Below are 21,485 nucleotides of genomic sequence, written 5' to 3' on the forward strand. Positions count from 1 at the left end.
TTATGCCCAAGCGGACAGACATCAAGAGCATCCTCATCATCGGCGCGGGTCCGATCATCATCGGCCAGGCGTGCGAGTTCGATTACTCGGGCGCGCAGGCGTGCAAGGCGCTGCGTGAGGAAGGCTACAAGGTCATTCTCGTCAACAGCAATCCGGCGACGATCATGACCGACCCGAACACGGCCGACGTGACCTACATCGAGCCCATCACATGGGAAGTAGTCGAGCGCATCATCGCGAAGGAGCGCCCGGACGCGATCCTGCCGACGATGGGCGGCCAGACCGCGCTCAACTGCGCGCTCGATCTGCATCACCACGGCGTGCTGGCGAAGTACAGCGTCGAACTCATCGGCGCGTCGCCGGAAGCGATCGACAAAGCCGAAGACCGTCAGAAGTTCAAGGACGCGATGACGAAGATCGGCCTCGGTTCGGCCAAGTCGGGCACCGCGCATTCGATGGAAGAAGCGCTGGCGGTGCAAGCTGAAATCGCCGTGGCAACAGGTAGTGGCGGTTACCCGGTCGTGATCCGTCCGTCGTTCACGCTGGGCGGTTCGGGCGGCGGCATTGCATACAACCGGGACGAATTCGAAGAGATCTGCAAGCGCGGTCTCGATCTGTCGCCTACACGTGAGTTGCTGATCGAAGAATCGCTGCTCGGCTGGAAAGAGTACGAGATGGAAGTGGTCCGCGACACGAAGGACAACTGCATCATCGTCTGCTCGATCGAAAACCTGGACCCGATGGGCATCCACACCGGCGACTCGATCACCGTCGCGCCGGCGCAGACGCTCACCGACAAGGAATATCAGATCCTGCGTAATGCGTCGCTCGCGGTGCTGCGCGAGATCGGCGTCGACACGGGCGGTTCGAACGTCCAGTTCTCGATCAACCCGAAAGATGGCCGGATGATCGTGATCGAGATGAACCCGCGCGTGTCACGCTCGTCGGCGCTGGCGTCGAAGGCGACCGGCTTCCCGATCGCGAAGGTCGCGGCGAAGCTGGCCGTGGGCTACACCCTCGACGAACTGAAGAACGAAATCACCGGCGGCCAGACCCCGGCATCGTTCGAGCCGACTATCGACTACGTCGTCACGAAGATCCCGCGCTTTGCGTTCGAGAAATTCCGTGAAGCCGATCCCCGACTGACGACGCAGATGAAGTCGGTGGGCGAAGTGATGGCAATCGGCCGCACCTTCCAGGAGTCGTTCCAGAAGGCGCTGCGTGGTCTGGAAGTGGGCGTCGACGGTCTCGACGAAAAAACCACGAGCCGCGACGAAATCATCCGCGAGATCGGCGAAGCCGGCCCGGATCGTATCTGGTACGTCGGCGATGCGTTCCGCGTCGGCATGACGCAGAAGGAAATTTTCGAGGAAACCTCGATCGATCCGTGGTTCCTCGCCCAGATCGAACAGATCATCCTGAAGGAAAAGGCGCTGGCGGGCCGCGCGCTCGCGAGCCTGTCGAAGGAAGAACTCAAGTATCTGAAGCAGAGCGGTTTCTCGGATCGCCGTCTGGCGAAGCTGCTCGGATCGACGCAGGCGGACGTGCGTCGCCGCCGTATCGAATTGAACGTGCGCCCGGTGTACAAGCGCGTCGACACGTGCGCTGCTGAGTTCGCGACGAAAACCGCCTACATGTACTCGACCTACGAGGAAGAGTGCGAAGCGAATCCGACGAACAACAGGAAGATCATGGTGCTGGGCGGCGGCCCGAACCGGATCGGCCAGGGTATCGAGTTCGACTACTGCTGCGTACACGCCGCGCTCGCCATGCGCGAAGACGGCTACGAAACGATCATGGTCAACTGCAACCCCGAAACCGTTTCGACCGACTACGACACGTCCGATCGCCTCTACTTCGAATCACTGACGCTCGAAGACGTGCTGGAAATCGTCGACAAGGAAAAGCCGGTCGGCGTGATCGTTCAATACGGCGGCCAGACGCCGCTGAAACTCGCGCTTGATCTCGAAGCGAACGGTGTGCCGATTATCGGCACGTCGCCGGACATGATCGACGCCGCCGAAGACCGCGAGCGTTTCCAGAAGCTGCTGCAGGATCTCGGTCTGCGCCAGCCGCCGAACCGCACGGCACGTGCCGAAGACGAAGCGCTCAAGCTCGCCGAACAGATCGGCTATCCGCTCGTCGTGCGTCCGTCGTACGTGCTGGGTGGCCGCGCGATGGAAATCGTTCACGAGCCGCGCGACCTCGAACGCTACATGCGCGAGGCCGTCAAGGTGTCGAACGATTCGCCGGTGCTGCTCGACCGTTTCCTGAACGATGCGATCGAATGCGACGTCGACTGTATCTCCGATGGCGAAGCCGTGTTCATCGGCGGCGTGATGGAGCACATTGAACAGGCTGGCGTGCACTCGGGCGACTCGGCGTGCTCGCTGCCGCCGTACTCACTGTCGAAGGCAACCATTGCCGAACTGAAGCGCCAGACAGGCGCGATGGCGAAGGCGCTGAACGTCGTCGGCCTGATGAACGTGCAATTCGCGATCCAGCAGGTGCCGCAGGCGGACGGCTCGAAAGAGGACGTGATCTACGTGCTCGAGGTGAATCCGCGTGCGTCGCGCACGGTGCCGTATGTGTCGAAGGCAACGAGTCTGCCGCTCGCCAAGATCGCCGCGCGCGCGATGGTCGGCCAGAAGCTTGCCGCCCAGGGCGTGACGAAGGAAATCGACCCGCCGTACTTCAGCGTCAAGGAGGCGGTGTTCCCGTTCGTCAAGTTCCCGGCGGTCGACCCGGTGCTCGGACCCGAAATGCGTTCGACCGGCGAAGTGATGGGCGTGGGCCAGACGTTCGGCGAGGCGCTCTTCAAGTCGCAGCTTGCGGCGGGCTCGCGTCTGCCGGAATCGGGCACGGTGCTGCTGACGGTGATGGACGCCGACAAGCCGAAGGCCGTCGAAGTCGCGCGCATGCTGCACGAGCTCGGCTATCCGATCGTCGCGACGAAGGGCACGGCTGCCGCGATCCAGGCCGCCGGGGTACCGGTGAAGGTGGTCAACAAGGTGAAGGACGGCCGCCCGCACATTGTCGACATGATCAAGAACGGCGAGATTGCGCTCGTCTTCACGACGGTCGACGAAACGCGTGCCGCCATCGCCGATTCGCGCTCGATCCGCATGAGTGCGCAGGCCAACAAGGTCACGTACTACACGACGATGTCGGGTGCGCGCGCGGCGGTCGAAGGTTTGCGCTATCTCCGCAACCTGGAAGTCTATGATTTACAAGGACTCCACGCTCGCCTAAACTAAGGCTTCGAATCCGAGTCAATGATGTAAGTGCCGCGGTTAAGCGGCGTCCCACAAGGCACCGGCTCCGTTCCGGCCAGGTTCCTCCGGGATGCACTTAACCGCGGTGATTTTTTTTATGGCCGTTTTTTTGCGACAAGAGTTGTTTATGAGCACTATTCCATTGACGAAGCGCGGCGCAGACCAGTTGCGTGGTGAACTGCAGCGCCTGAAATCGGTTGAACGCCCGTCGGTCATCAATTCGATCGCGGAAGCCCGTGCCCAAGGCGATTTGTCGGAAAATGCCGAATACGAGGCCGCGAAGGAAAAGCAGGGCTTTATCGAAGGCCGCATCGCCGACATCGAGTCGAAGCTGGCCGCCGCTCAGGTCATCGATCCGGCTACGCTCGATGCGGATGGCCGCGTCGTGTTCGCCGCAACGGTGGAACTCGAAGACCTCGAGTCGGGCGCTCCAGTTACCTATCAGATCGTCGGCGACGACGAAGCCGACCTCGAACATGGCCTGATCTCGATCAGTTCGCCGATTGCGCGCGCGCTGATCGGGAAGTCGGAAGGCGACGTTGCTTCGGTGCAGGCGCCGGGCGGCGTGCGCGAGTACGAAATCATCTCGGTCCGCTACGTTTAGGAAAGGCGTGCCGTGTCTTCAATGCCTCATCGCGTGTTCCGGCTGCTGACGGTGGCGTGGGTCGGCAGTCAGTTTACGATTGGCTATGCCGTAGCGCCCGTGCTGTTCGGCTCGCTGGATCGGATGACGGCCGGCGCGGTCGCCGCGCAGCTGTTTCGTATCGAAGCGGTGCTTGGCGTGGTGTGCGGCATGCTGCTGCTTGCACTGGGTAATGTGTTGGTTCGGCGTGGCGCAGATTCCTACCGGCAGCTGCGCTGGCTGCTCGCCGGGATGCTCTTGTGCGTGCTGATCGGTTACTTTGCTTTGCAGCCGTTCATGAATGCGTTGCGCATCGCCGCGATGGACGCTGGGACGGATGTCGGACATTCCGCCTACGCAGGACGCTTCGGCATGCTCCACGGGGTGTCGAGCCTGTTCTATCTGATCCAGAGCCTGTTTGGCGTTGTGCTTGTCTGGAAGTTGCCGATAGCGCTAGGTTCTACGTCAGCACGGGATGTTCGTGCCGCTTCGCAAACGGGCAAGGTCGCGGGCTGATTGGTGCGGCCGTGGTGTCGGGCCTGATTCGCCGGTGCCGGCTGGACCGTTCGCGCAAACAGAAACTGGCGTCGGTGAGGGTGGTACAGAAAGGCCGCTGTCGCGATGGAATAACGGCGCGCGCAATGCGCAAGCATGGCGCGACCATCGCCGCGCCACCGCAAGCTTACTTTAACGTCTGATGCTGGCGCTTCGCGCTGGTCTGGCGTTTCTTGGCCCGCTTGATATTGCCGCCTGCCGTCACACGCTCGTTGCCGCGAACCACGACTGCCTTCGGCTTTGGCTTGCGCATTGGACTATCGGACGGCTTGACGACTTTCACAACGCGCGGCGCGCGGCCTTTACCGGACCTTGTGTCTTGCGCTGCTTCACGGGCGCTCGGCAGGGCGCCGCGCTTCGCTTTCACGGCGGGTTCGGCGGCCTCCGGCTTCCAGATCACCAGCAGTTTGCCGATATGCTGGATCGGGGCTGCGTTCAGCTGGTCGCAGATCTGTTCGTAGATCGCGAGCCGTTCTGCGCGTTCGTCGCCGAATACGCGGATCTTGATCAGTTGGTGAGCCTTCAGGTGAACCTTGATTTCGGTCAGGACGGCATCGGTCAGCCCATCGGCGCCGACGAGCACGACCGGCTTGAGCGCATGTGCCTGGGAGCGCAACTCGGCGCGTTGGTCGGAGGAAACTTTGAGGGCGGGCATGGAAAGTGGGAGACTCGACTAAAATGACGGCGCCCGAATTCCCGATTGCTTCGGTTATCGCGCAGGACGGCTCGTCGTCAGAACAACAGAGAAGCGCGGAACATCGCCCAGTGGGCGGCAGTCGCGCGAATTAAACGCGTATTATCCGCTAAAAGCGCGACATCACGCAGCAAGAGTTCATCGTTTAATGGCAAAAAACCGCTTCAACCAGTCGTGGCTGCACGACCATATCAATGATCCGTACGTGAAAATGGCGCAGCGGGAGGGTTATCGCGCCCGCGCGGCCTACAAGCTCAAGGAGATCGACGAGCAGGACAATCTGATCCGTCCGGGGCAGGTCATTGTCGATCTGGGCTCCGCGCCGGGCAGCTGGAGCCAGTACGCCCGCAACAAACTCGCGCAGGGCGCAAAGCGCGATGCGGCGAGGGGGGGCGGCATCGACGGCACGATCATCGCCCTTGATCTGCTGCCCATGGAACCGATCGCCGACGTGTACTTCATTCAGGGCGACTTTCGCGAAGATAGCGTGCTCGAGCAACTGGAAGAAGTAGTGGGCGAGCGCCAGGTGGACCTTGTAATTTCGGATATGGCGCCCAACCTGTCAGGAGTGGCCATGGCGGATGCCGCGCGGATCGAGCATGTATGCGATCTCGCACTCGAATTCTCCCAAAACCATTTGAAGCCGGATGGTGCCCTTTTAGTCAAGTGCTTTCACGGCAGCGGTTACAGCCAGATTGTCGAAAAGTTCAAGCAGCAGTTTAAAGCGGTGGCGGCCCGTAAACCCAAGGCTTCACGGGATAAATCGTCCGAAACGTTTATTTTGGGTAAGCATCTGAAGCGTCCCCGTTAATTGCGGCGACAGGGTAGCGCGGCGCGACAGCCGTGCATATCCCGACCGCCCGCAACACAAGACCAGACTTGCGCCGCGGCTATTTGTGCGGTAGTGAATGGTTATGGCAGGGGTCTGCGGACTGGATTAGAATGCTTTCGTGGTGCCGCAAGGCAAATGTAGGCGCCCGTCTATGAGTGAAGGAGTGGTGCTTTGAACAACAATATGTTTTCGAAGGCAGCAGTGTGGCTGGTTATCGCACTGGTGCTGTTTACGGTGTTCAAGCAGTTCGACAAGCCCCGTGTCCAGGAAGGCGTTTCCTATTCGCAGTTCATGGACGACGCAAAGAACGGCAAGGTCAAGAACGTCATTGTCCAGGGGCGGAACCTGACGGTCACTCCAGCAGACGGTCAGAAGTACCAGATTGTGTCGCCCGGCGACATCTGGATGGTCGGCGACCTGATGAAGTATGGCGTTCAGGTCAGCGGCAAGGCTGACGAAGAACCGAACGCGCTTGTGTCGGCACTGTACTACCTCGGACCCACGATCCTGATCATCGGTTTCTGGTTTTACATGATGCGGCAGATGCAGGGCGGCGGGAAAGGCGGAGCCTTCTCGTTCGGGAAGTCCCGTGCGCGTCTGATCGACGAGAACAACAACGCCATCAATTTCACCGACGTCGCCGGTTGCGACGAAGCGAAGGAAGAAGTTTCTGAACTGGTCGACTTCCTGCGTGACCCGCAGAAGTTCCAGAAGCTGGGCGGTCGGATTCCTCGCGGCGTGCTACTTGTTGGCCCCCCGGGCACGGGTAAGACGCTGCTCGCACGCGCCATCGCTGGCGAGGCGAAGGTGCCGTTCTTCAGCATTTCGGGTTCGGACTTTGTCGAAATGTTCGTTGGTGTGGGCGCGGCCCGCGTTCGCGATATGTTCGAACAGGCAAAGAAGCATGCACCCTGCATCGTGTTCATCGATGAAATCGACGCGGTCGGTCGCCATCGTGGCGCCGGCATGGGCGGTGGTAACGACGAACGCGAACAGACGCTGAACCAGATGCTCGTCGAGATGGACGGCTTCGAAGCGAATTCGGGTGTGATCGTGATAGCTGCGACGAACCGCTCGGACGTGCTCGACAAGGCGCTGCTGCGTCCGGGCCGCTTTGACCGCCAGGTGTACGTTGGTCTGCCGGACATCCGCGGCCGCGAACACATCATGAAAGTTCACCTGCGCAAGGTGCCGATTTCGAACGATGTCGACGCAGCGGTCATCGCACGGGGCACACCGGGCTTCTCGGGCGCCGATCTCGCCAATCTCGTGAACGAAGCAGCCCTGTTCGCCGCACGTCGTGGCAAGCGCATCGTCGAAATGCAGGACTTCGAAGACGCGAAGGACAAGATCTTCATGGGTCCGGAACGGAAGTCGGCGGTGATTCGCGAAGACGCGAAGCGCGCGACCGCGTATCACGAGTCGGGCCACGCGGTGATCGCCAAGCTGTTGCCGAAGGCCGATCCGGTGCACAAGGTTACGATCATTCCGCGCGGCCGCGCGCTGGGCGTGACGTGGCAGTTGCCGGAGCACGACAACGAAACGTATTCGAAGGACTATCTCCTCGACCGTCTTGCGATCCTGTTCGGCGGCCGTGTTGCGGAAGAGCTGTTCCTGAACCTGATCAGCACCGGCGCCTCGGACGACTTCAACAAGGCGACCGCTACGGCTCGGGCGATGGTGGCCCGCTTCGGCATGACCGATGCGCTTGGACCGATGGTGTACGTCGACGACGAAAACGACGCATCGCCGTTCGGCCGTGGCTTCACGCGCACGATTTCCGAAGCGACGCAGCAGAAGGTCGATGCGGAAATCCGCCGGGTGCTCGACGAGCAATACACCCTGGCGCGGCGCCTGCTGGACGAAAATCGCGACAAGGTCGAGGCTATGACTGCCGCGCTGATGGAGTGGGAAACGATCGACGCCGATCAGATCAACGACATCATGGCGGGCCGTCCGCCGCGTTCGCCGAAGAGCTCGCCGCCATCGGCAAGCGACGCATCGGGTGGCAGCACGGGCACCGAGGTCAAGCCGGGCAACGCGACGGCGCCAGCCTGATTCTCAAGGTATCAAACTGCGGGCCGGTGTGATTGCACACCGGCCCGTTTTGCATTCATTTCCCTTCCTTCCTGAATCGTTACAGCAGTGTCGAACGCCGATATCCTGAATTATTCCGATCCTGAGCCGTTGCAGTGCGGCCGCTTTACCTTGTCGTTCGAGCGCCCGCTGGTCATGGGCATTCTGAACGTCACGCCCGATTCCTTTTCGGATGGCGGCCGCTTCGTCGCGCGTGGCGATGCGCTGCGCCAGGCCGAGCGCATGTTGCTCGACGGCGCGGACATCATTGATATCGGTGGCGAGTCGACCCGGCCAGGTGCACCGCTGGTGCCGCTCGACGAGGAACTCGAGCGTGTCATTCCGCTCGTCGAGCAACTGCGTGGCGCGAATATGCCGCTGTCGGTTGATACGTACAAACCCGAAGTCATGCGGCAGGCGCTCGCGGCAGGGGCGGACCTGATCAACGACGTCTGGGGCTTTCGCATGCCCGGCGCGATCGAAGCGGTGCGCGAGAGCAACTGCGGTCTTTGCGTCATGCATATGCTGGGCGAGCCGCAAACCATGCAGACCGTCGAGCCAGCCTATGAGGACGTGGTACGCGAAGTGCGTGCCTTCCTCGAAGTGCGGGTTGGCGCGCTGACCGCGGCTGGCGTTGCGAAGACGCGGATCAGTGTGGATCCAGGCTTTGGCTTCGGCAAGGCGGTGGTCGAACATAACTATGCGTTGCTGGCCCATCTGCGTGAGACGGCGCCGCGTAGCGAACCGCCGTTACCGATTCTGGTAGGCATGTCGCGTAAATCGATGCTGGGCAAAGTGACGGGACGTCATACCTCTGAGCGTGTCGTGGCCGGCGCTGCGGCGGCCGTCTGCGCAGCGGAGCGAGGGGCGGCGATCGTGCGTGTGCACGATGTCGCGGAAACAGTGGATGCATTGAAGGTATGGGCAGCCGTGCGCGACGCAGCGCGTCGCAGCTGACCATTCACGGAACACCGAAGCGAAGGAGGGGCAGTTAACGATGGCACGCCGCTATTTTGGTACTGACGGGATTCGAGGCAAGGTCGGCGAAGCGCCGATTACGCCTGATTTTGTATTGCGGCTGGGCTATGCCGCAGGCAAGGTGCTCGCGGGTGCGGAACACTGGGCGAAGACTGGCGCTCGCCCGACGATCCTGATTGGCAAGGACACGCGGGTGTCGGGCTATATGCTCGAGGCGGCGCTGGAAGCGGGCTTCTCGGCGGCCGGCGTCGACGTGATGCTGGCCGGCCCGATGCCGACCCCCGGCATCGCCTACCTGACGCGCGCGCTACGTCTTGCTGCGGGCGTAGTGATCAGCGCGTCGCACAATCCGTATTACGACAACGGCATCAAGTTCTTCTCCGCGGACGGCAACAAGCTGCCGGACGAGGTCGAATCGCAGATCGAAGAGCAACTCAACGAACCGCTCGCATGCGCTGCTTCCGAGCAACTCGGCAAGGCGCGGCGCCTCGACGACGCCGCCGGTCGATATATTGAGTTCTGCAAGAGCACGTTTCCAGCGGCGTTCGATCTGCGTGGCATGAAGCTCGTGATCGATTGTGCGCACGGCGCCGCGTACGACATCGCGCCGCACGTATTCCATGAACTGGGCGCGGATGTGATTCCGATCGGCGTGGCGCCGAACGGCTTCAACATCAATGACGGCGTTGGTGCTACCGCGCCGGACGCACTGGTGCGCGCGGTCCGTGCGAATCGCGCGGACCTCGGTATTGCGCTCGATGGCGACGCTGACCGTCTGCAGGTCGTCGATGCTACGGGGCGTCTCTACAATGGCGACGAACTGCTGTATCTGCTCGTGCAGGATCGCATCGCGACTGAAGGGAAGGTCGAAGGTGCCGTCGGGACGTTGATGACCAATATGGCCGTCGAAGTGGCGTTGCAGCGCGCGGGCGTGAAGTTCGTCCGCGCTGCGGTCGGCGACCGCTATGTGCTCGAGCAGCTGCACGAACACGGCTGGCAGCTGGGGGCCGAAGGGTCGGGGCATATCCTGTCGCTTGATCGCCATTCGACGGGCGATGGCATCGTGTCGTCGCTACTCGTGCTCGCGGCGATGAAGCGTAGCGGCAAGACACTCGCCGATCTGCTGCAAGGCGTCACGCTATTCCCGCAGAAGCTGATCAACGTGCGGATGCAGCCCGGAGCGGACTGGAAGGGTAGCGATGCGATCCGCCGCGCGATCCGCGAAGCCGAAATCGCGTTGAACGACACCGGTCGCGTGCTGATTCGCGCTTCCGGCACGGAGCCGGTATTGCGCGTTATGGTCGAGGCGCAAAGCGAGCGCGACGCCGCCCGGTACGCCGAGTCGATCGCAGACGTCGTCAAGCAGGCGACGTCCTGAAAGCCGGCGGCTGGATAGACTTCCGGCCCGCACCAGGGAGAGAGAGCGTACACAAGGTGGCGCCGATCTCCCTCCCTCCTGTTTTGCCCCTGTTTCCTGCCCCTTGGCAGGGATTCCGCAGGGCGCTCTCACGAGTCCTTCCAGACCCACTCCGCCGCCCCAGACGCGACTCGGAAATGAGGCGCGCTGACGCCCACTCCTCAACACCTTTGCACCTTTCATTCCGGTAATAAAACTGTCACGTCATCTTCACGAATAGTCACGTTACTGTCACAAAGAGCCCCTATTCTTCGCGGTGTCGTGTAATCCGCTCACACCACTGGAGGTCTCATGAAATTGATGCAAACCGCGTTCGCTGGCATGGCTGGCGCGCTTTTCGCTATCGCAGCGCAAGCCACCGACATCACCGGCGCGGGCAGCACCTTCGCAGCACCGATCTATACGAAATGGGCCGACGCCTATCAGAAGACGGGCGGCGGCAAAGTTAACTACCAGGGTATCGGTTCGTCGGGTGGAGTGAAGCAGATCGTCGCGAAGACGGTCGATTTCGCGGGCTCCGATGCGCCGCTGAAGGATGACCAACTCGCGAAAGAAGGCCTGTTCCAGTTCCCGACGGTGGTCGGCGGCGTGGTGCCGGTCGTCAACGTGCCGGGCGTGACGGCTGGCGAACTGACGCTGTCGGGCGAAGTGCTCGGCGACATCTACCTGGGCAAGATCAAGAAATGGAATGATCCGGCTATCGCCGCGCTGAACCCGAAGGCCAAGCTGCCGGATACGGACATCGCCGTGGTGCGCCGTGCAGACGGCTCGGGCACGAGCTTCATCTGGACGAACTACCTGTCGAAGGTAAACCCGGAATGGAAGTCGAAGATTGGCGAAGGTTCGACGGTCAACTGGCCGACGGGTACGGGCGGCAAGGGTAACGACGGCGTCGCGGCGTTCGTGCAGCGTCTGCCGGGCGCAATCGGCTATGTGGAATGGGCGTATGCCAAGCAGAACCACATGACATACGTCGGCATGAAGAATTCGTCGGGCACGGTGGTCGAACCGAAGACGGAAACGTTCAAGGCAGCGGCAGCGGGCGCGGACTGGTCGAAGTCGTTCTACCAGATCCTGACGGACGAGCCGGGCAAGAACGCCTGGCCGATCGTCGGCGCGACGTTCGTGCTGCTGCACACGGCACAGGAAAAGCCCGAGCAAGGCAAGGAAACCTTGAAGTTCTTCGACTGGGCGTTCAAGAACGGCGGTCAGGCTGCTAACGATCTCGACTACATCTCGCTGCCGGAATCGGTTGTGTCGGAAATCCGCACGCAGTGGAAAGAGAAGGTGAAAGACGCTTCGGGCAAGACGGTCGCAGAGTAAGCTGTACGGTCTGAAGACGTGCCGTCCGGGCTCACATGAGGCCGGGCGGTTTGCAGTATCAGCTGCAGGGTATTGTGCCGTGCAGCTTCTGGAAACAGGCTCAGAAGGCTGACATGTCCGACATCCACATTGTGTCGACCCCGCCCGGCAGCGCGGCGGAGCAGAAAGCACCCAGTCGCGCCGGCGATATCATTTTTGGCGGCCTCACACGAGCGGCCGCCGTCGTTACCCTGTTGCTGCTCGGCGGCATCATTGTGTCGCTGATCGTGGCGTCGATGCCAACGATCCAGAAGTTCGGCCTGAGCTTCCTGTGGACGGCCGACTGGGATCCACCCAGCGACCAGTTCGGGGCACTGGTGCCCATCTACGGCACGATTGCGACATCGATCATTGCGCTCATCATCGCGGTGCCGGTGAGTTTCGGCATCGCCCTGTTCCTGACTGAACTGTCGCCCGCGTGGTTGCGCCGGCCGCTCGGCACCGCAATCGAACTGCTCGCTGCGATCCCGTCGATCGTCTACGGCATGTGGGGTTTGCTGGTTTTCTCGCCGATTTTCGCGACCTATTTCCAGAAACCGCTCGGCCACGTGCTCGGCCCCATTCCGTATTTCGGCGCCTTGTTCCGCGGGCCGCCGATCGGCATCGGTCTTCTGTGCGCGGGCGTGATCCTCGCGATCATGATCATTCCGTACATCGCCTCGGTGATGCGCGACGTGTTCGAAGTCACGCCGGTGCTGTTGAAGGAATCTGCGTATGGCATCGGCTGCACCACGTGGGAAGTGATGTGGAAAATCGTCCTGCCGTTTACGAAGACTGGTGTGATCGGCGGCGTGATGCTCGGTCTCGGTCGTGCGCTCGGTGAGACGATGGCGGTCACGTTCGTGATCGGCAATACCAACCTCCTCGACAACATCTCGCTATTTTCCCCGGGTAACAGCATTACGTCCGCGCTCGCCAACGAATTCGCCGAGGCGAGCCCCGGCCTGCATACGGCAGCGTTGATGGAACTCGGCCTCATCCTGTTTGTGATTACCTTCATCGTGCTCTCGATCTCGAAGATCATGCTGCTTCGCCTCGAAAAAGGGGAGGGCGCGAAATGAGCGATCCCGTCATGAAGATGCCCGGATCGTCTGATCCAGCCAGACTGGAAGCGATGCGCAATCGCCTCCAGCGCCGCCGCAAGACGACCAACGCGATCGCGCTGACGTTGTCTCTGGCCGCGATGGCCTTCGGTCTGCTGTGGCTGGTCTGGATCCTGTTTACGACGCTGCGCCTCGGCATCGGTGGTCTGTCGGTCGAACTGTTCACACAGTCGACGCCGCCGCCGAACACCGACGGCGGTGGTCTTGCGAACGCAATCGTCGGCAGCCTGATGCTGGTGGCGGCTGCCACGTTCATCGGCACGCCGATCGGCATTCTCGCGGGCGTCTATCTCGCCGAATATGGCCAGAAAGGCTGGCTCGCGAGTGTCACGCGCTTTATCAACGACATCCTGCTTTCTGCACCATCGATCGTCGTGGGTCTCTTCGTGTATGCGCTCGTGGTGGCAAAAATGGGGCACTTCAGCGGCTGGGCCGGAGTCGTCGCGCTCGCGTTGCTGCAGATTCCGATCGTGATCCGCACGACCGAAAACATGTTGAAGCTAGTGCCGAACGCATTGCGCGAGGCCGCCTTCGCACTCGGCACACCGAAGTGGAAGATGGTGATGTCGATCACGCTGAAGGCTTCGGTTGCAGGTATCGTGACAGGCGTGCTGCTCGGCGTCGCGCGGATTGCCGGCGAAACGGCGCCTCTCCTCTTTACCGCGTTGTCGAACCAGTTCTTTACGTGGAACATGAACCAGCCGGTCGCGAACCTGCCGGTTACGATCTTCAAGTTCGCCATGAGCCCGTTCGCGCAGTGGCAATCGCTTGCGTGGGCCGGCGTGTTCCTGATCACGCTCGGGGTGCTGGGGTTGAACATCCTCGCGCGCACGATCTTCTCGAATAAGTAAGGGCGGAATCATTCCGATGAATATGGCAGAAAGTCACCTCAACACCGCCGCGCGTCCTGCCGCGCCAGCCGGTTTCGATCCCGCCCAGGGCGACAACGCGCTCGCGCCGTCGCGGCCGAAGATCGAGGTCAACGACCTGAACTTCTTCTACGGCAAATATCACGCGCTGAAGAACATCAACCTGCGCATCCCCGAAGGCAAGGTGACGGCGTTTATCGGCCCGTCGGGCTGCGGAAAGTCGACCCTGCTGCGCACGTTCAACAAGATGTATGCGCTTTATCCGGAGCAGCGTGCGGAAGGCGAAATCCTGATGGACGGCGAGAACCTGCTGGTCTCGAAGCGCGATATCTCGCTGCTGCGCGCCCGGATCGGCATGGTGTTCCAGAAGCCGACGCCGTTTCCGATGTCGATCTACGACAACATCGCGTTCGGCGTAAAGATGTTCGAGTCGCTGTCGCGCTCGGAGATGGATGATCGCGTCGAATGGGCGCTGACGAAAGCGGCGCTCTGGAACGAAGTGAAAGACAAGCTCGGCCAGAGCGGCTACGGCCTCTCAGGCGGCCAGCAGCAGCGCCTGTGCATCGCCCGCGGTATCGCGATCCGCCCCGAAGTGCTGCTCCTCGACGAACCGTGCTCGGCGCTCGATCCCATCTCGACCGGCCGTATCGAAGAACTGATCGCCGAGCTGAAAAGCGACTACACCGTGGTGATCGTCACGCACAACATGCAGCAGGCCGCGCGCTGTTCGGACTACACTGCCTATATGTACCTTGGTGAACTGATCGAATTCGGCGACACCGAAAAGATCTTCATCAAGCCGGTTCGCAAGGAAACGGAAGACTACATCACCGGCCGCTTCGGCTAAGCCGCTGACAGAGCAACGCAGGGAGCATCAGGAGCAAGACATGTCCGACAAACACCTCTCCAGCCAGTTCGACGCCGACCTGAATCTCGTTTCGTCGAAGGTGCTCGAAATGGGCGGCCTCGTCGAATCGCAGATCGTCAAGGCGATGGAGGCGCTCAACAACTTCGACCTCGATCTCGCCGAACAGGTGATCACGGCTGAAGACCGTCTGAATACGATGGAAGTCGAAATCGACGAGGAGTGCAGCAACATCATCGCGCGGCGCCAGCCGGCCGCGCGCGATCTGCGTCTCCTGATCGCGATTTCGAAGACCATTACGAATCTCGAGCGTGCCGGCGATGAAGCCGAAAAGATCGCGAAACGCACCAAGCGCCTGATGGAAGACGGCGCGTCGCGCACGATCAACATCGCCGAGATCAAGCTGTCGGGCGAGATGGCCGTGACGATCCTGCGCCGCGCGCTCGATGCGTTCGCGCGCCTCGATACGGTTGCCGCCGCGCAGATCGTGCGGGACGACAAGGCGATTGACGAAGAATTCCGCGCGTTCGTGCGCAAGCTGATCTCGTACATGACGGAAGATCCGCGTTCGATTTCGGTCGGCCTCGATTTCCTGTTCATCGCGAAGGCGATCGAACGGATCGGCGACCACGCGAAGAACATCGCCGAATTCATCATTTACATCGTGAAGGGCACGGACGTGCGACACAAGTCGCGTGACGCGCTCGAGCGCGAAGCGCTCAGTTAACCCAGTCAAGGATAAAGAGGTGCCGATGCCCAGCAGCATTCTCGTCATCGAAGATGAGCCCGCAATTTCCGAACTGATTTCGGTCAATCTTCAGCATGCGGGACATTGCCCGATTCGCGCGTACAACGCCGAGCAGGCGCAGAACCTGATCAGCGATGTGCTGCCGGACCTGGTTCTGCTCGACTGGATGTTGCCGGGCAAGTCGGGCATTGCCTTCGCACGCGACCTGCGCAACAACGAACGGACGAAGCACATCCCGATCATCATGCTGACCGCACGTGGCGATGAGCAGGACAAGGTGCTCGGCCTCGAAATCGGCGCTGACGACTACGTGACGAAGCCGTTCTCGCCCAAAGAGCTGATGGCGCGGATCAAGGCAGTCCTGCGCCGGCGCGCACCGCAGCTGACAGAAGACGTCGTGGCGATCAACGGTCTGAAGCTCGATCCGGCGACGCACCGGGTCGCGGCTCACGCGGAAGGCAGCGAGATCAAGCTCGATCTCGGTCCGACCGAATTCCGTCTGCTGCATTTCTTCATGACGCACCCGGAGCGCGTGCATAGCCGCACGCAACTGCTCGATCAGGTGTGGGGCGATCATGTCTTCGTCGAAGAGCGCACGGTGGATGTCCATATCAAGCGCCTGCGCGCTGCGCTCAAGCCGGCGGGGTGCGATGCTATGATTGAAACGGTACGCGGCAGCGGTTACCGGCTCGCCAAAAGCGCCTGACAACGCAGGGCGCTGACTGAACCGACTGCAACGCCGCGACGGTTCCGTCGCGGCGCGCTTTATCTTCTCTTCGATCGGTAGAACATGAACGTCATCTGGGCGCGCTCCGTTGTGTCGCTCGTGCTGCTGGCGATCGCGTGTGCGGCGGTTGGCGCACTGCTGAACGTCAGGGCGGCGCTGATTCTCGCGATCGTGGTGCTGGTCGTGCAGAGTTTCATCGGGACGTACCACAAGCAGCGCCTGTGGCGATTGCTCGATGCGCCTGTCTACGGCGAAGTGCCGAGCGCACCCGGCATCTGGGGCGAAATCTACTACCGCCTCCACAAACTCGCGAAGCGCTGGCACGCGCAGGTGCGTCAGGTCGAGCAGCAGCATTCGCGCTTCATTCAGGCCATTCAGGCCTCGCCGAACGGCGTCGCGATGCTCGACGATCACGATCAGATCGAGTGGTGCAATGCAATCTCGGAAGTGCACTTCGGTCTCGATGCGAAACGCGATCTGCGTCAGCACATCATTCATCTGGTTCGTCAGCCCGATTTCGTCAGGTATCTGAATTCGCATCATTACGACGAGATGCTGATCATGCGCGGGATGGGCGACAAGCGGCAAAACGTGCTTTCCGTGCAGGTGTTTCCGTACGGCGAAAATCGCAAGCTCGTCCTGTCGCAGGACATCACCGAACTGGAGCGTACAGACGCGATGCGGCGCGACTTCGTGGCGAATGTGTCGCATGAATTGAAGACGCCGCTGACCGTGCTGTCGGGCTTCCTCGAGACGATGCGCGAGTTGCCGCTCAGCGAGGCCGAACGCACGCGTTACCTCGAACTGATGGAGCAGCAGGCGGGGCGCATGCGGCACATCGTCAGCGATCTGCTGGTGCTCGCGACGCTCGAAGGCGACGGCAAGCTGCCGAGCGATCAGATGGTCGATATGCGTGCGGTCATCCGGCATCTGCAGGACGATGCGGAAAGTCTCTCAGGTGACAGGCATCGCATTTCGTTCGATGCGGACGAAGGTTTGACCGTCACCGGCGTCGAAACGGAAATCCTCAGTGCGCTCGGCAATCTGGTGACAAACGCGATCCGCTATACGCCGGACGGTGGCAAGATTCACGTCGACTGGTCCGCGACCGGCGGCGCGGCGGTGTTTTCCGTGACCGACAGTGGGCTGGGGATTCCAGCCGCCGATATCCCCCGGCTGACCGAGCGTTTCTACCGCGTGGACCGCAGCCGTTCGCGCGACACCGGCGGCACTGGGCTCGGGCTCGCAATCGTCAAGCACGTGCTGCAACGGCACGATGCGCAGCTCGAAGTGAAGAGCGAAGTAGGGAAGGGAAGCACGTTTACCGTGCGGTTCCCGGTATCCCGCACGACGCGGCGGCAGCCCGCGCCGGTTTAAAAGCGCACAGGGCCCGCCGCCGTGCGCGCCGCCCTTCGCGCCCGGCCGACGTAGCCGCCTGTAAGGCGGTCTCTCCTCCTACGAGCAGAACTTCGCGAGCAGGCTCATCTGCGCGTTGCGCGACGACTTGCCAGGGCGACGCCGACGGTAGTGGCCATCGCTTTGCATGAGCCACGCGGCCTGGTTGTCGCCGAGAAATGCGGACAGCCCTTCAGCAATCACGCGCCGCTTCAACCGGCGGCTATTGACCGGAAACGCCACTTCGACGCGCCGGAAGAAATTCCGGTCCATCCAGTCGGCGCTCGACAGATACACCTCCTCCGCGCCATTGGCGTAGAAGTAGTAGATCCGGTGGTGTTCCAGAAAGCGCCCAATGATCGAGCGCACCGTGATGTTCTCCGACAGACCCGGCACGCCTGGCTGCAACGAGCACACGCCGCGCACGATCAGATCGATCTTCACGCCGGCCTGAGACGCCTCATATAGCTCCGCGATCACGGTGGGTTCGAGCAGCGCATTCATCTTCGCGACGATGCGCGCCTTGCGGCCGGCGCGGGCATGATCGGCTTCCGCGCGAATCGCTTCGACGAGCTTCGGATGCAGCGTAAACGGCGATTGCCACAACTCGTGCAACGTCAGTTCACCACCGATGCCGGTCAGTTGCTGGAACACGTGGTGCACGTCTTCGCAGATTTTCTGGTCGCAGGTCATCAGGCCGAAGTCGGTATAAAGACGCGCCGTGCGTGGGTGATAGTTGCCCGTGCCCAGGTGCGCGTAACGCTTGAGCATCGACTTGCCGTTGACCGACACACGCCGCACGATCAGCATCATCTTCGCGTGGCATTTGTGTCCCACCACGCCGTACACCACGTGCGCACCCACCGCTTCGAGCTGCGATGCCCAGTTGATATTCGTTTCCTCGTCGAAGCGCGCCAGCAGTTCGACCACCACCGTCACTTCCTTGCCGTTGCGTGCGGCCTGCATCAGCGCATCCATCAGCGGCGAATCGGTGCCCGTGCGGTAGATGGTCTGTTTGATCGCGACGACACTCGGATCCTTTGCAGCCTGCAGCAGCAGCTCCAGCACCGGCTGGAAGCTCTCGTACGGATGGTGCAGCAGGACGTCGCCCTGATCGATCGCATCGAACAGGCTCGCGGTGTTCGCGATCGGGTTCGGGATCGCGGGAATGTGCGGGACGAACTTGAGGTCGGGTCGGTCGACCATCTCAGGCAACTGCATCAGCCGCACGAGATTCACGGGGCCATCGACGTAATAGCAATCCTTTTCCGACAGGCCGCTTTCGTCGAGCAGTCGTCGCGCGAGATGTGCCGGCGTTTCCGCCGACACTTCGAGCCGCACCGCGTTGCCGAGGTGCCGCGCCGGCAGTTCGCCCTGCAGCGCGACGCGCAGATTGGTAATTTCGTCTTCGTCGACGAAGAGTTCGCTGTTGCGCGTGATACGAAACTGATTGCAGCTGCGTACGACGAGGTTGGGAAACAGCTCGTTGACGAAGCGCTGCAGGAGCGAGCTAAGCAGCACGAAACCATGCGGATAGCCCGACAGTTCCTGCGGCATGCGCACGAGACGCGGCAGCGCACGCGGCGCCTGCACGATGCCCATCACGGCCTGGCGGCCGAACGCATCCTTGCCCTCGAGCTCGACGACGAAGTTCAGGCTCTTGTTCAGCACGCGCGGGAACGGATGCGCCGGGTCGAGGCCGATCGGCGTCAGCACCGGCAGCAGTTCATCGAAAAAGTAGTTGCGCGCCCATTCCGTCTGGGTCTCGTTCCACACTTCGGTGCCGTGAAAGTAGATGCCCTCGTGTTCGAGCGCCATCAGCACGGTATCGTGCAGCATCGCGTACTGGCGATGCACGAGCTTCTGCGCGCGTTCGACCACGAGGTCGTACACGTGCTGCAGCGACATGCCGTCGGGTGAGAGCGCCCCCGGGTTGTCGCGCATCTGCTCCTGCAGGCCGGCCATGCGGACTTCGAAGAATTCGTCGAGATTGCTACTGGTGATGCAGATGAAGCGCAGGCGTTCGAGCAACGGCACGGCGGGATCGGCGGCTTGCGCCAGCACACGCTCGTTGAAACCCAGAATGCCCAGTTCGCGATTCAGAAGGGGGTAGCGGATGGACATCGGCAGCGGGAGTGGAATGTCGGATGAAGACTCAAAAGGACGCTCGGAAGCTCTCACAGTATGATGATGTTCTCATGACATTCTTTGACTGTCGTAAATTCTACGCTGTATTTGCCCGGTGTCGTCAATCTGACTCAGTGTATGTGGGACCATAACGCACCCACAATCGCAAGGGGTGACACCGTGAGGACCAGTACGCTTAAAATGGCGTCTTTCAACAGCGCTGCGGCTTTAAAGGTGGCAGCGCTAGCGCGCATGGAGTCAGCTCAATCGATGGTCAACACGCCACAACTCCTCGCCGCCGTCGACATGGGCTCGAACAGCTTCCGGCTAATCGTGGGCCGCGTTGAAGAAACCGAAGCGGGCAGCCAGATCTATCAGGTCGATGCGCTGCGCGAACCCGTGCGCCTTGCGGCGGGCCTGTCTCGCGACAAGATGCTCGATCGCGCTTCGCAGGTGCGTGGTTGGGATGCACTCAAGCGGTTTGGCGAGCGCCTGCGGGATTTTCATCCCGATCACGTGCGCGCCGTTGCGACCAACACGTTGCGTATTGCCAAGAACGCCGGGGAGTTTCTGGGCGAAGCGGAAGCCGCGCTCGGCTTTCCGATCGAAGTGATCGCCGGCCGGGAAGAGGCGCGCCTGATTTATGCGGGCGCTGCACATTCGGTACCGGCGAGCGCAGGCAAGCGACTCGTGGTGGACATCGGCGGGGGCTCGACCGAATTCATCATTGGCTCGCACTACACGCCGATCAAGATGGAAAGCCTGTACATCGGGTGTGTCAGTCACAGCCGGGCGTTTTTTCCGGCAGGTAACGTCGATGAATACACGATGCGCCAGGCCGAGCTCGCCGCTACGCGCGAAATCCAGATCATCTCCAGCGTCTACAAGCAGACGGGTTGGGAACAGGCGATTGGTTCGTCCGGCACGGCACGCGCACTTGCCGAACTGGTCGAGGCCAACGGCTTCAACGACGTCGGCATCACGCATGGCATTTCGCGTGGTGGGCTGGAGCGTCTGAAGCGGGCGTTGATCAAGGCGGAAAACGTCAACCGGCTGAAACTGGTCGCGCTCAAGAGCGACCGGATTCCTGTGCTCGCCGGCGGGCTGTCGATCATGCTGGCGGTGTTCGATGAACTCGGCATCGAGTACGTCGATACGACCGATGGCGCATTGCGACTGGGCGTGCTGTATGACCTCCTGGGGCGGTCGCAGCACGAAGACATGCGCACGGTCACAGCCGAGGGGTTCATGCGGCGCTATGGTGTGGATCGGGCGCAGGCGGGCCGGATCGGCGAACTCGCGGTGCGCTTCTACGATCAGTTCGACGAACCCGACGAGGAACGTCGCGCGGAGAATCGGATGTTCCTCGGCTGGGCGGCGTCGTTGCATGAGATCGGTCTGTCGATTTCGCACAGCGCATATCACAAGCATTCGTCGTATATCGCGAGCAACGCGGACATGCCTGGCTTTTCGCGCACCGATCAGGCGCGGCTCGCGGCGCTCGTGCTCGGGCATGCAGGTAAGCTCGGCAAGCTGTCGCAGGCGCGTGAGGTGGAGTGGCCTTTGCTGTTCTGTCTGCGGCTGGCAGCGCTGCTGTGCCGCCGTCGTGCGGACGTCGGCTTGCCTGGTATCCTCGTCGCGCAGGTCAACGGCGGTTATGAAGTGCGCCTGCCCAACGAATGGGTCACCGCCAATCCGCTCACCGACTACAGCCTGATTCAGGAAGCCGCGGAGTGGGAGAAAGTCGGCATTCCGTATCGCGTTGTCTATACGGATGAGTAGGCGAGACGAATCAGCACGCTGGCCTCATGCATCGAGCCGATATTCGCGCGCTCGATAA

17 protein-coding genes are annotated in these 21,485 nt (G+C 61.5%); 15 read left to right on the forward strand and 2 right to left on the reverse strand.

Annotated elements, in window-relative coordinates; all coding sequences use genetic code 11:
- The first annotated feature begins 2 nt into the window (after window positions 1–2).
- The 3 genes from carB (at window position 3) to B0G77_RS12065 (ending at window position 4,413) form a co-directional block, all read left to right on the forward strand.
- Window positions 3–3,257 (forward strand): carbamoyl-phosphate synthase large subunit, encoded by a 3,255-nt coding sequence (carB, locus tag B0G77_RS12055; protein ID WP_133662335.1) that lies wholly within the window; start codon window positions 3–5, stop codon window positions 3,255–3,257.
- A 145-nt stretch (window positions 3,258–3,402) separates the two neighbouring features.
- Entirely contained in the window at window positions 3,403–3,879 is a 477-nt protein-coding gene (greA, locus tag B0G77_RS12060) for a transcription elongation factor GreA (protein ID WP_133662336.1), read from the forward strand.
- A gap of 21 nt (window positions 3,880–3,900) precedes the next feature.
- Window positions 3,901–4,413, forward strand: coding sequence for a DUF4149 domain-containing protein (locus B0G77_RS12065; RefSeq protein ID WP_133664115.1), 513 nt, complete (start codon window positions 3,901–3,903; stop codon window positions 4,411–4,413).
- A 166-nt stretch (window positions 4,414–4,579) separates the two neighbouring features.
- Here the strand turns inward: B0G77_RS12065 and B0G77_RS12070 are convergent, their stop codons facing one another.
- A complete protein-coding gene (locus B0G77_RS12070; RefSeq protein ID WP_133662337.1) occupies window positions 4,580–5,107 on the reverse strand; it encodes a YhbY family RNA-binding protein in 528 nt (175 codons plus the stop codon).
- 187 nt (window positions 5,108–5,294) lie between these two features.
- Here B0G77_RS12070 and B0G77_RS12075 point away from each other — a divergent pair, with 187 nt between their 5' ends.
- The 11 genes from B0G77_RS12075 to phoR all read left to right on the forward strand — a co-directional run bounded on the left by B0G77_RS12075 (window position 5,295) and on the right by phoR (window position 17,500).
- The gene (locus tag B0G77_RS12075) at window positions 5,295–5,957 is read left to right on the forward strand and encodes an RlmE family RNA methyltransferase (RefSeq protein ID WP_133662338.1); all 663 of its coding nucleotides are present in this window, start codon (window positions 5,295–5,297) and stop codon (window positions 5,955–5,957) included.
- Between the two features lie 192 nt (window positions 5,958–6,149).
- A complete protein-coding gene (ftsH, locus tag B0G77_RS12080) occupies window positions 6,150–8,036 on the forward strand; it encodes an ATP-dependent zinc metalloprotease FtsH (protein WP_133662339.1) in 1,887 nt (628 codons plus the stop codon).
- Window positions 8,037–8,123: 87 nt separating this feature from the next.
- The gene (folP, locus tag B0G77_RS12085) at window positions 8,124–9,011 is read left to right on the forward strand and encodes a dihydropteroate synthase (RefSeq protein WP_133662340.1); all 888 of its coding nucleotides are present in this window, start codon (window positions 8,124–8,126) and stop codon (window positions 9,009–9,011) included.
- Between the two features lie 40 nt (window positions 9,012–9,051).
- Complete coding sequence (glmM, locus tag B0G77_RS12090) at window positions 9,052–10,410, forward strand: phosphoglucosamine mutase (RefSeq protein ID WP_133662341.1); 1,359 nt, start codon at window positions 9,052–9,054, stop codon at window positions 10,408–10,410.
- Window positions 10,411–10,740: 330 nt separating this feature from the next.
- The gene (gene pstS, locus B0G77_RS12100; protein ID WP_133662342.1) at window positions 10,741–11,772 is read left to right on the forward strand and encodes a phosphate ABC transporter substrate-binding protein PstS; all 1,032 of its coding nucleotides are present in this window, start codon (window positions 10,741–10,743) and stop codon (window positions 11,770–11,772) included.
- 113 nt (window positions 11,773–11,885) lie between these two features.
- Complete coding sequence (gene pstC, locus B0G77_RS12105; RefSeq protein ID WP_133662343.1) at window positions 11,886–12,872, forward strand: phosphate ABC transporter permease PstC; 987 nt, start codon at window positions 11,886–11,888, stop codon at window positions 12,870–12,872.
- On the forward strand, window positions 12,869–13,765 hold the full coding sequence (gene pstA, locus B0G77_RS12110; protein ID WP_133662344.1) for a phosphate ABC transporter permease PstA: 897 nt from the start codon (window positions 12,869–12,871) through the stop codon (window positions 13,763–13,765). The genes pstC and pstA overlap by 4 nt, the downstream gene beginning before the upstream one ends.
- Before the next feature lie 16 nt (window positions 13,766–13,781).
- Window positions 13,782–14,630 carry a phosphate ABC transporter ATP-binding protein PstB gene (pstB, locus tag B0G77_RS12115; RefSeq protein WP_133662345.1) on the forward strand — a complete coding sequence of 283 codons (849 nt, stop codon included), beginning with the start codon at window positions 13,782–13,784 and terminating at the stop codon, window positions 14,628–14,630.
- A 40-nt stretch (window positions 14,631–14,670) separates the two neighbouring features.
- On the forward strand, window positions 14,671–15,375 hold the full coding sequence (gene phoU, locus B0G77_RS12120; protein ID WP_133662346.1) for a phosphate signaling complex protein PhoU: 705 nt from the start codon (window positions 14,671–14,673) through the stop codon (window positions 15,373–15,375).
- A 25-nt stretch (window positions 15,376–15,400) separates the two neighbouring features.
- On the forward strand, window positions 15,401–16,102 hold the full coding sequence (gene phoB / locus B0G77_RS12125) for a phosphate regulon transcriptional regulator PhoB (protein WP_006051991.1): 702 nt from the start codon (window positions 15,401–15,403) through the stop codon (window positions 16,100–16,102).
- Window positions 16,103–16,186: 84 nt separating this feature from the next.
- Window positions 16,187–17,500: a phosphate regulon sensor histidine kinase PhoR gene (gene phoR, locus B0G77_RS12130; RefSeq protein ID WP_133662347.1), complete on the forward strand. Its 1,314-nt coding sequence runs from the start codon at window positions 16,187–16,189 to the stop codon at window positions 17,498–17,500.
- A gap of 78 nt (window positions 17,501–17,578) precedes the next feature.
- Here phoR and ppk1 read toward each other — a convergent pair whose 3' ends face one another.
- Window positions 17,579–19,642, reverse strand: coding sequence for a polyphosphate kinase 1 (gene ppk1, locus B0G77_RS12135; RefSeq protein ID WP_133662348.1), 2,064 nt, complete (start codon window positions 19,640–19,642; stop codon window positions 17,579–17,581).
- Window positions 19,643–19,846: 204 nt separating this feature from the next.
- Between ppk1 and ppx the strand changes: the two genes are divergently transcribed.
- On the forward strand, window positions 19,847–21,427 hold the full coding sequence (gene ppx, locus B0G77_RS12140) for an exopolyphosphatase (RefSeq protein ID WP_243750975.1): 1,581 nt from the start codon (window positions 19,847–19,849) through the stop codon (window positions 21,425–21,427).
- Window positions 21,428–21,485: the final 58 nt, after the last annotated feature.

Origin of the sequence: Paraburkholderia sp. BL10I2N1 (genome assembly GCF_004361815.1) — a bacterium.
GTDB lineage: Bacteria > Pseudomonadota > Gammaproteobacteria > Burkholderiales > Burkholderiaceae > Paraburkholderia.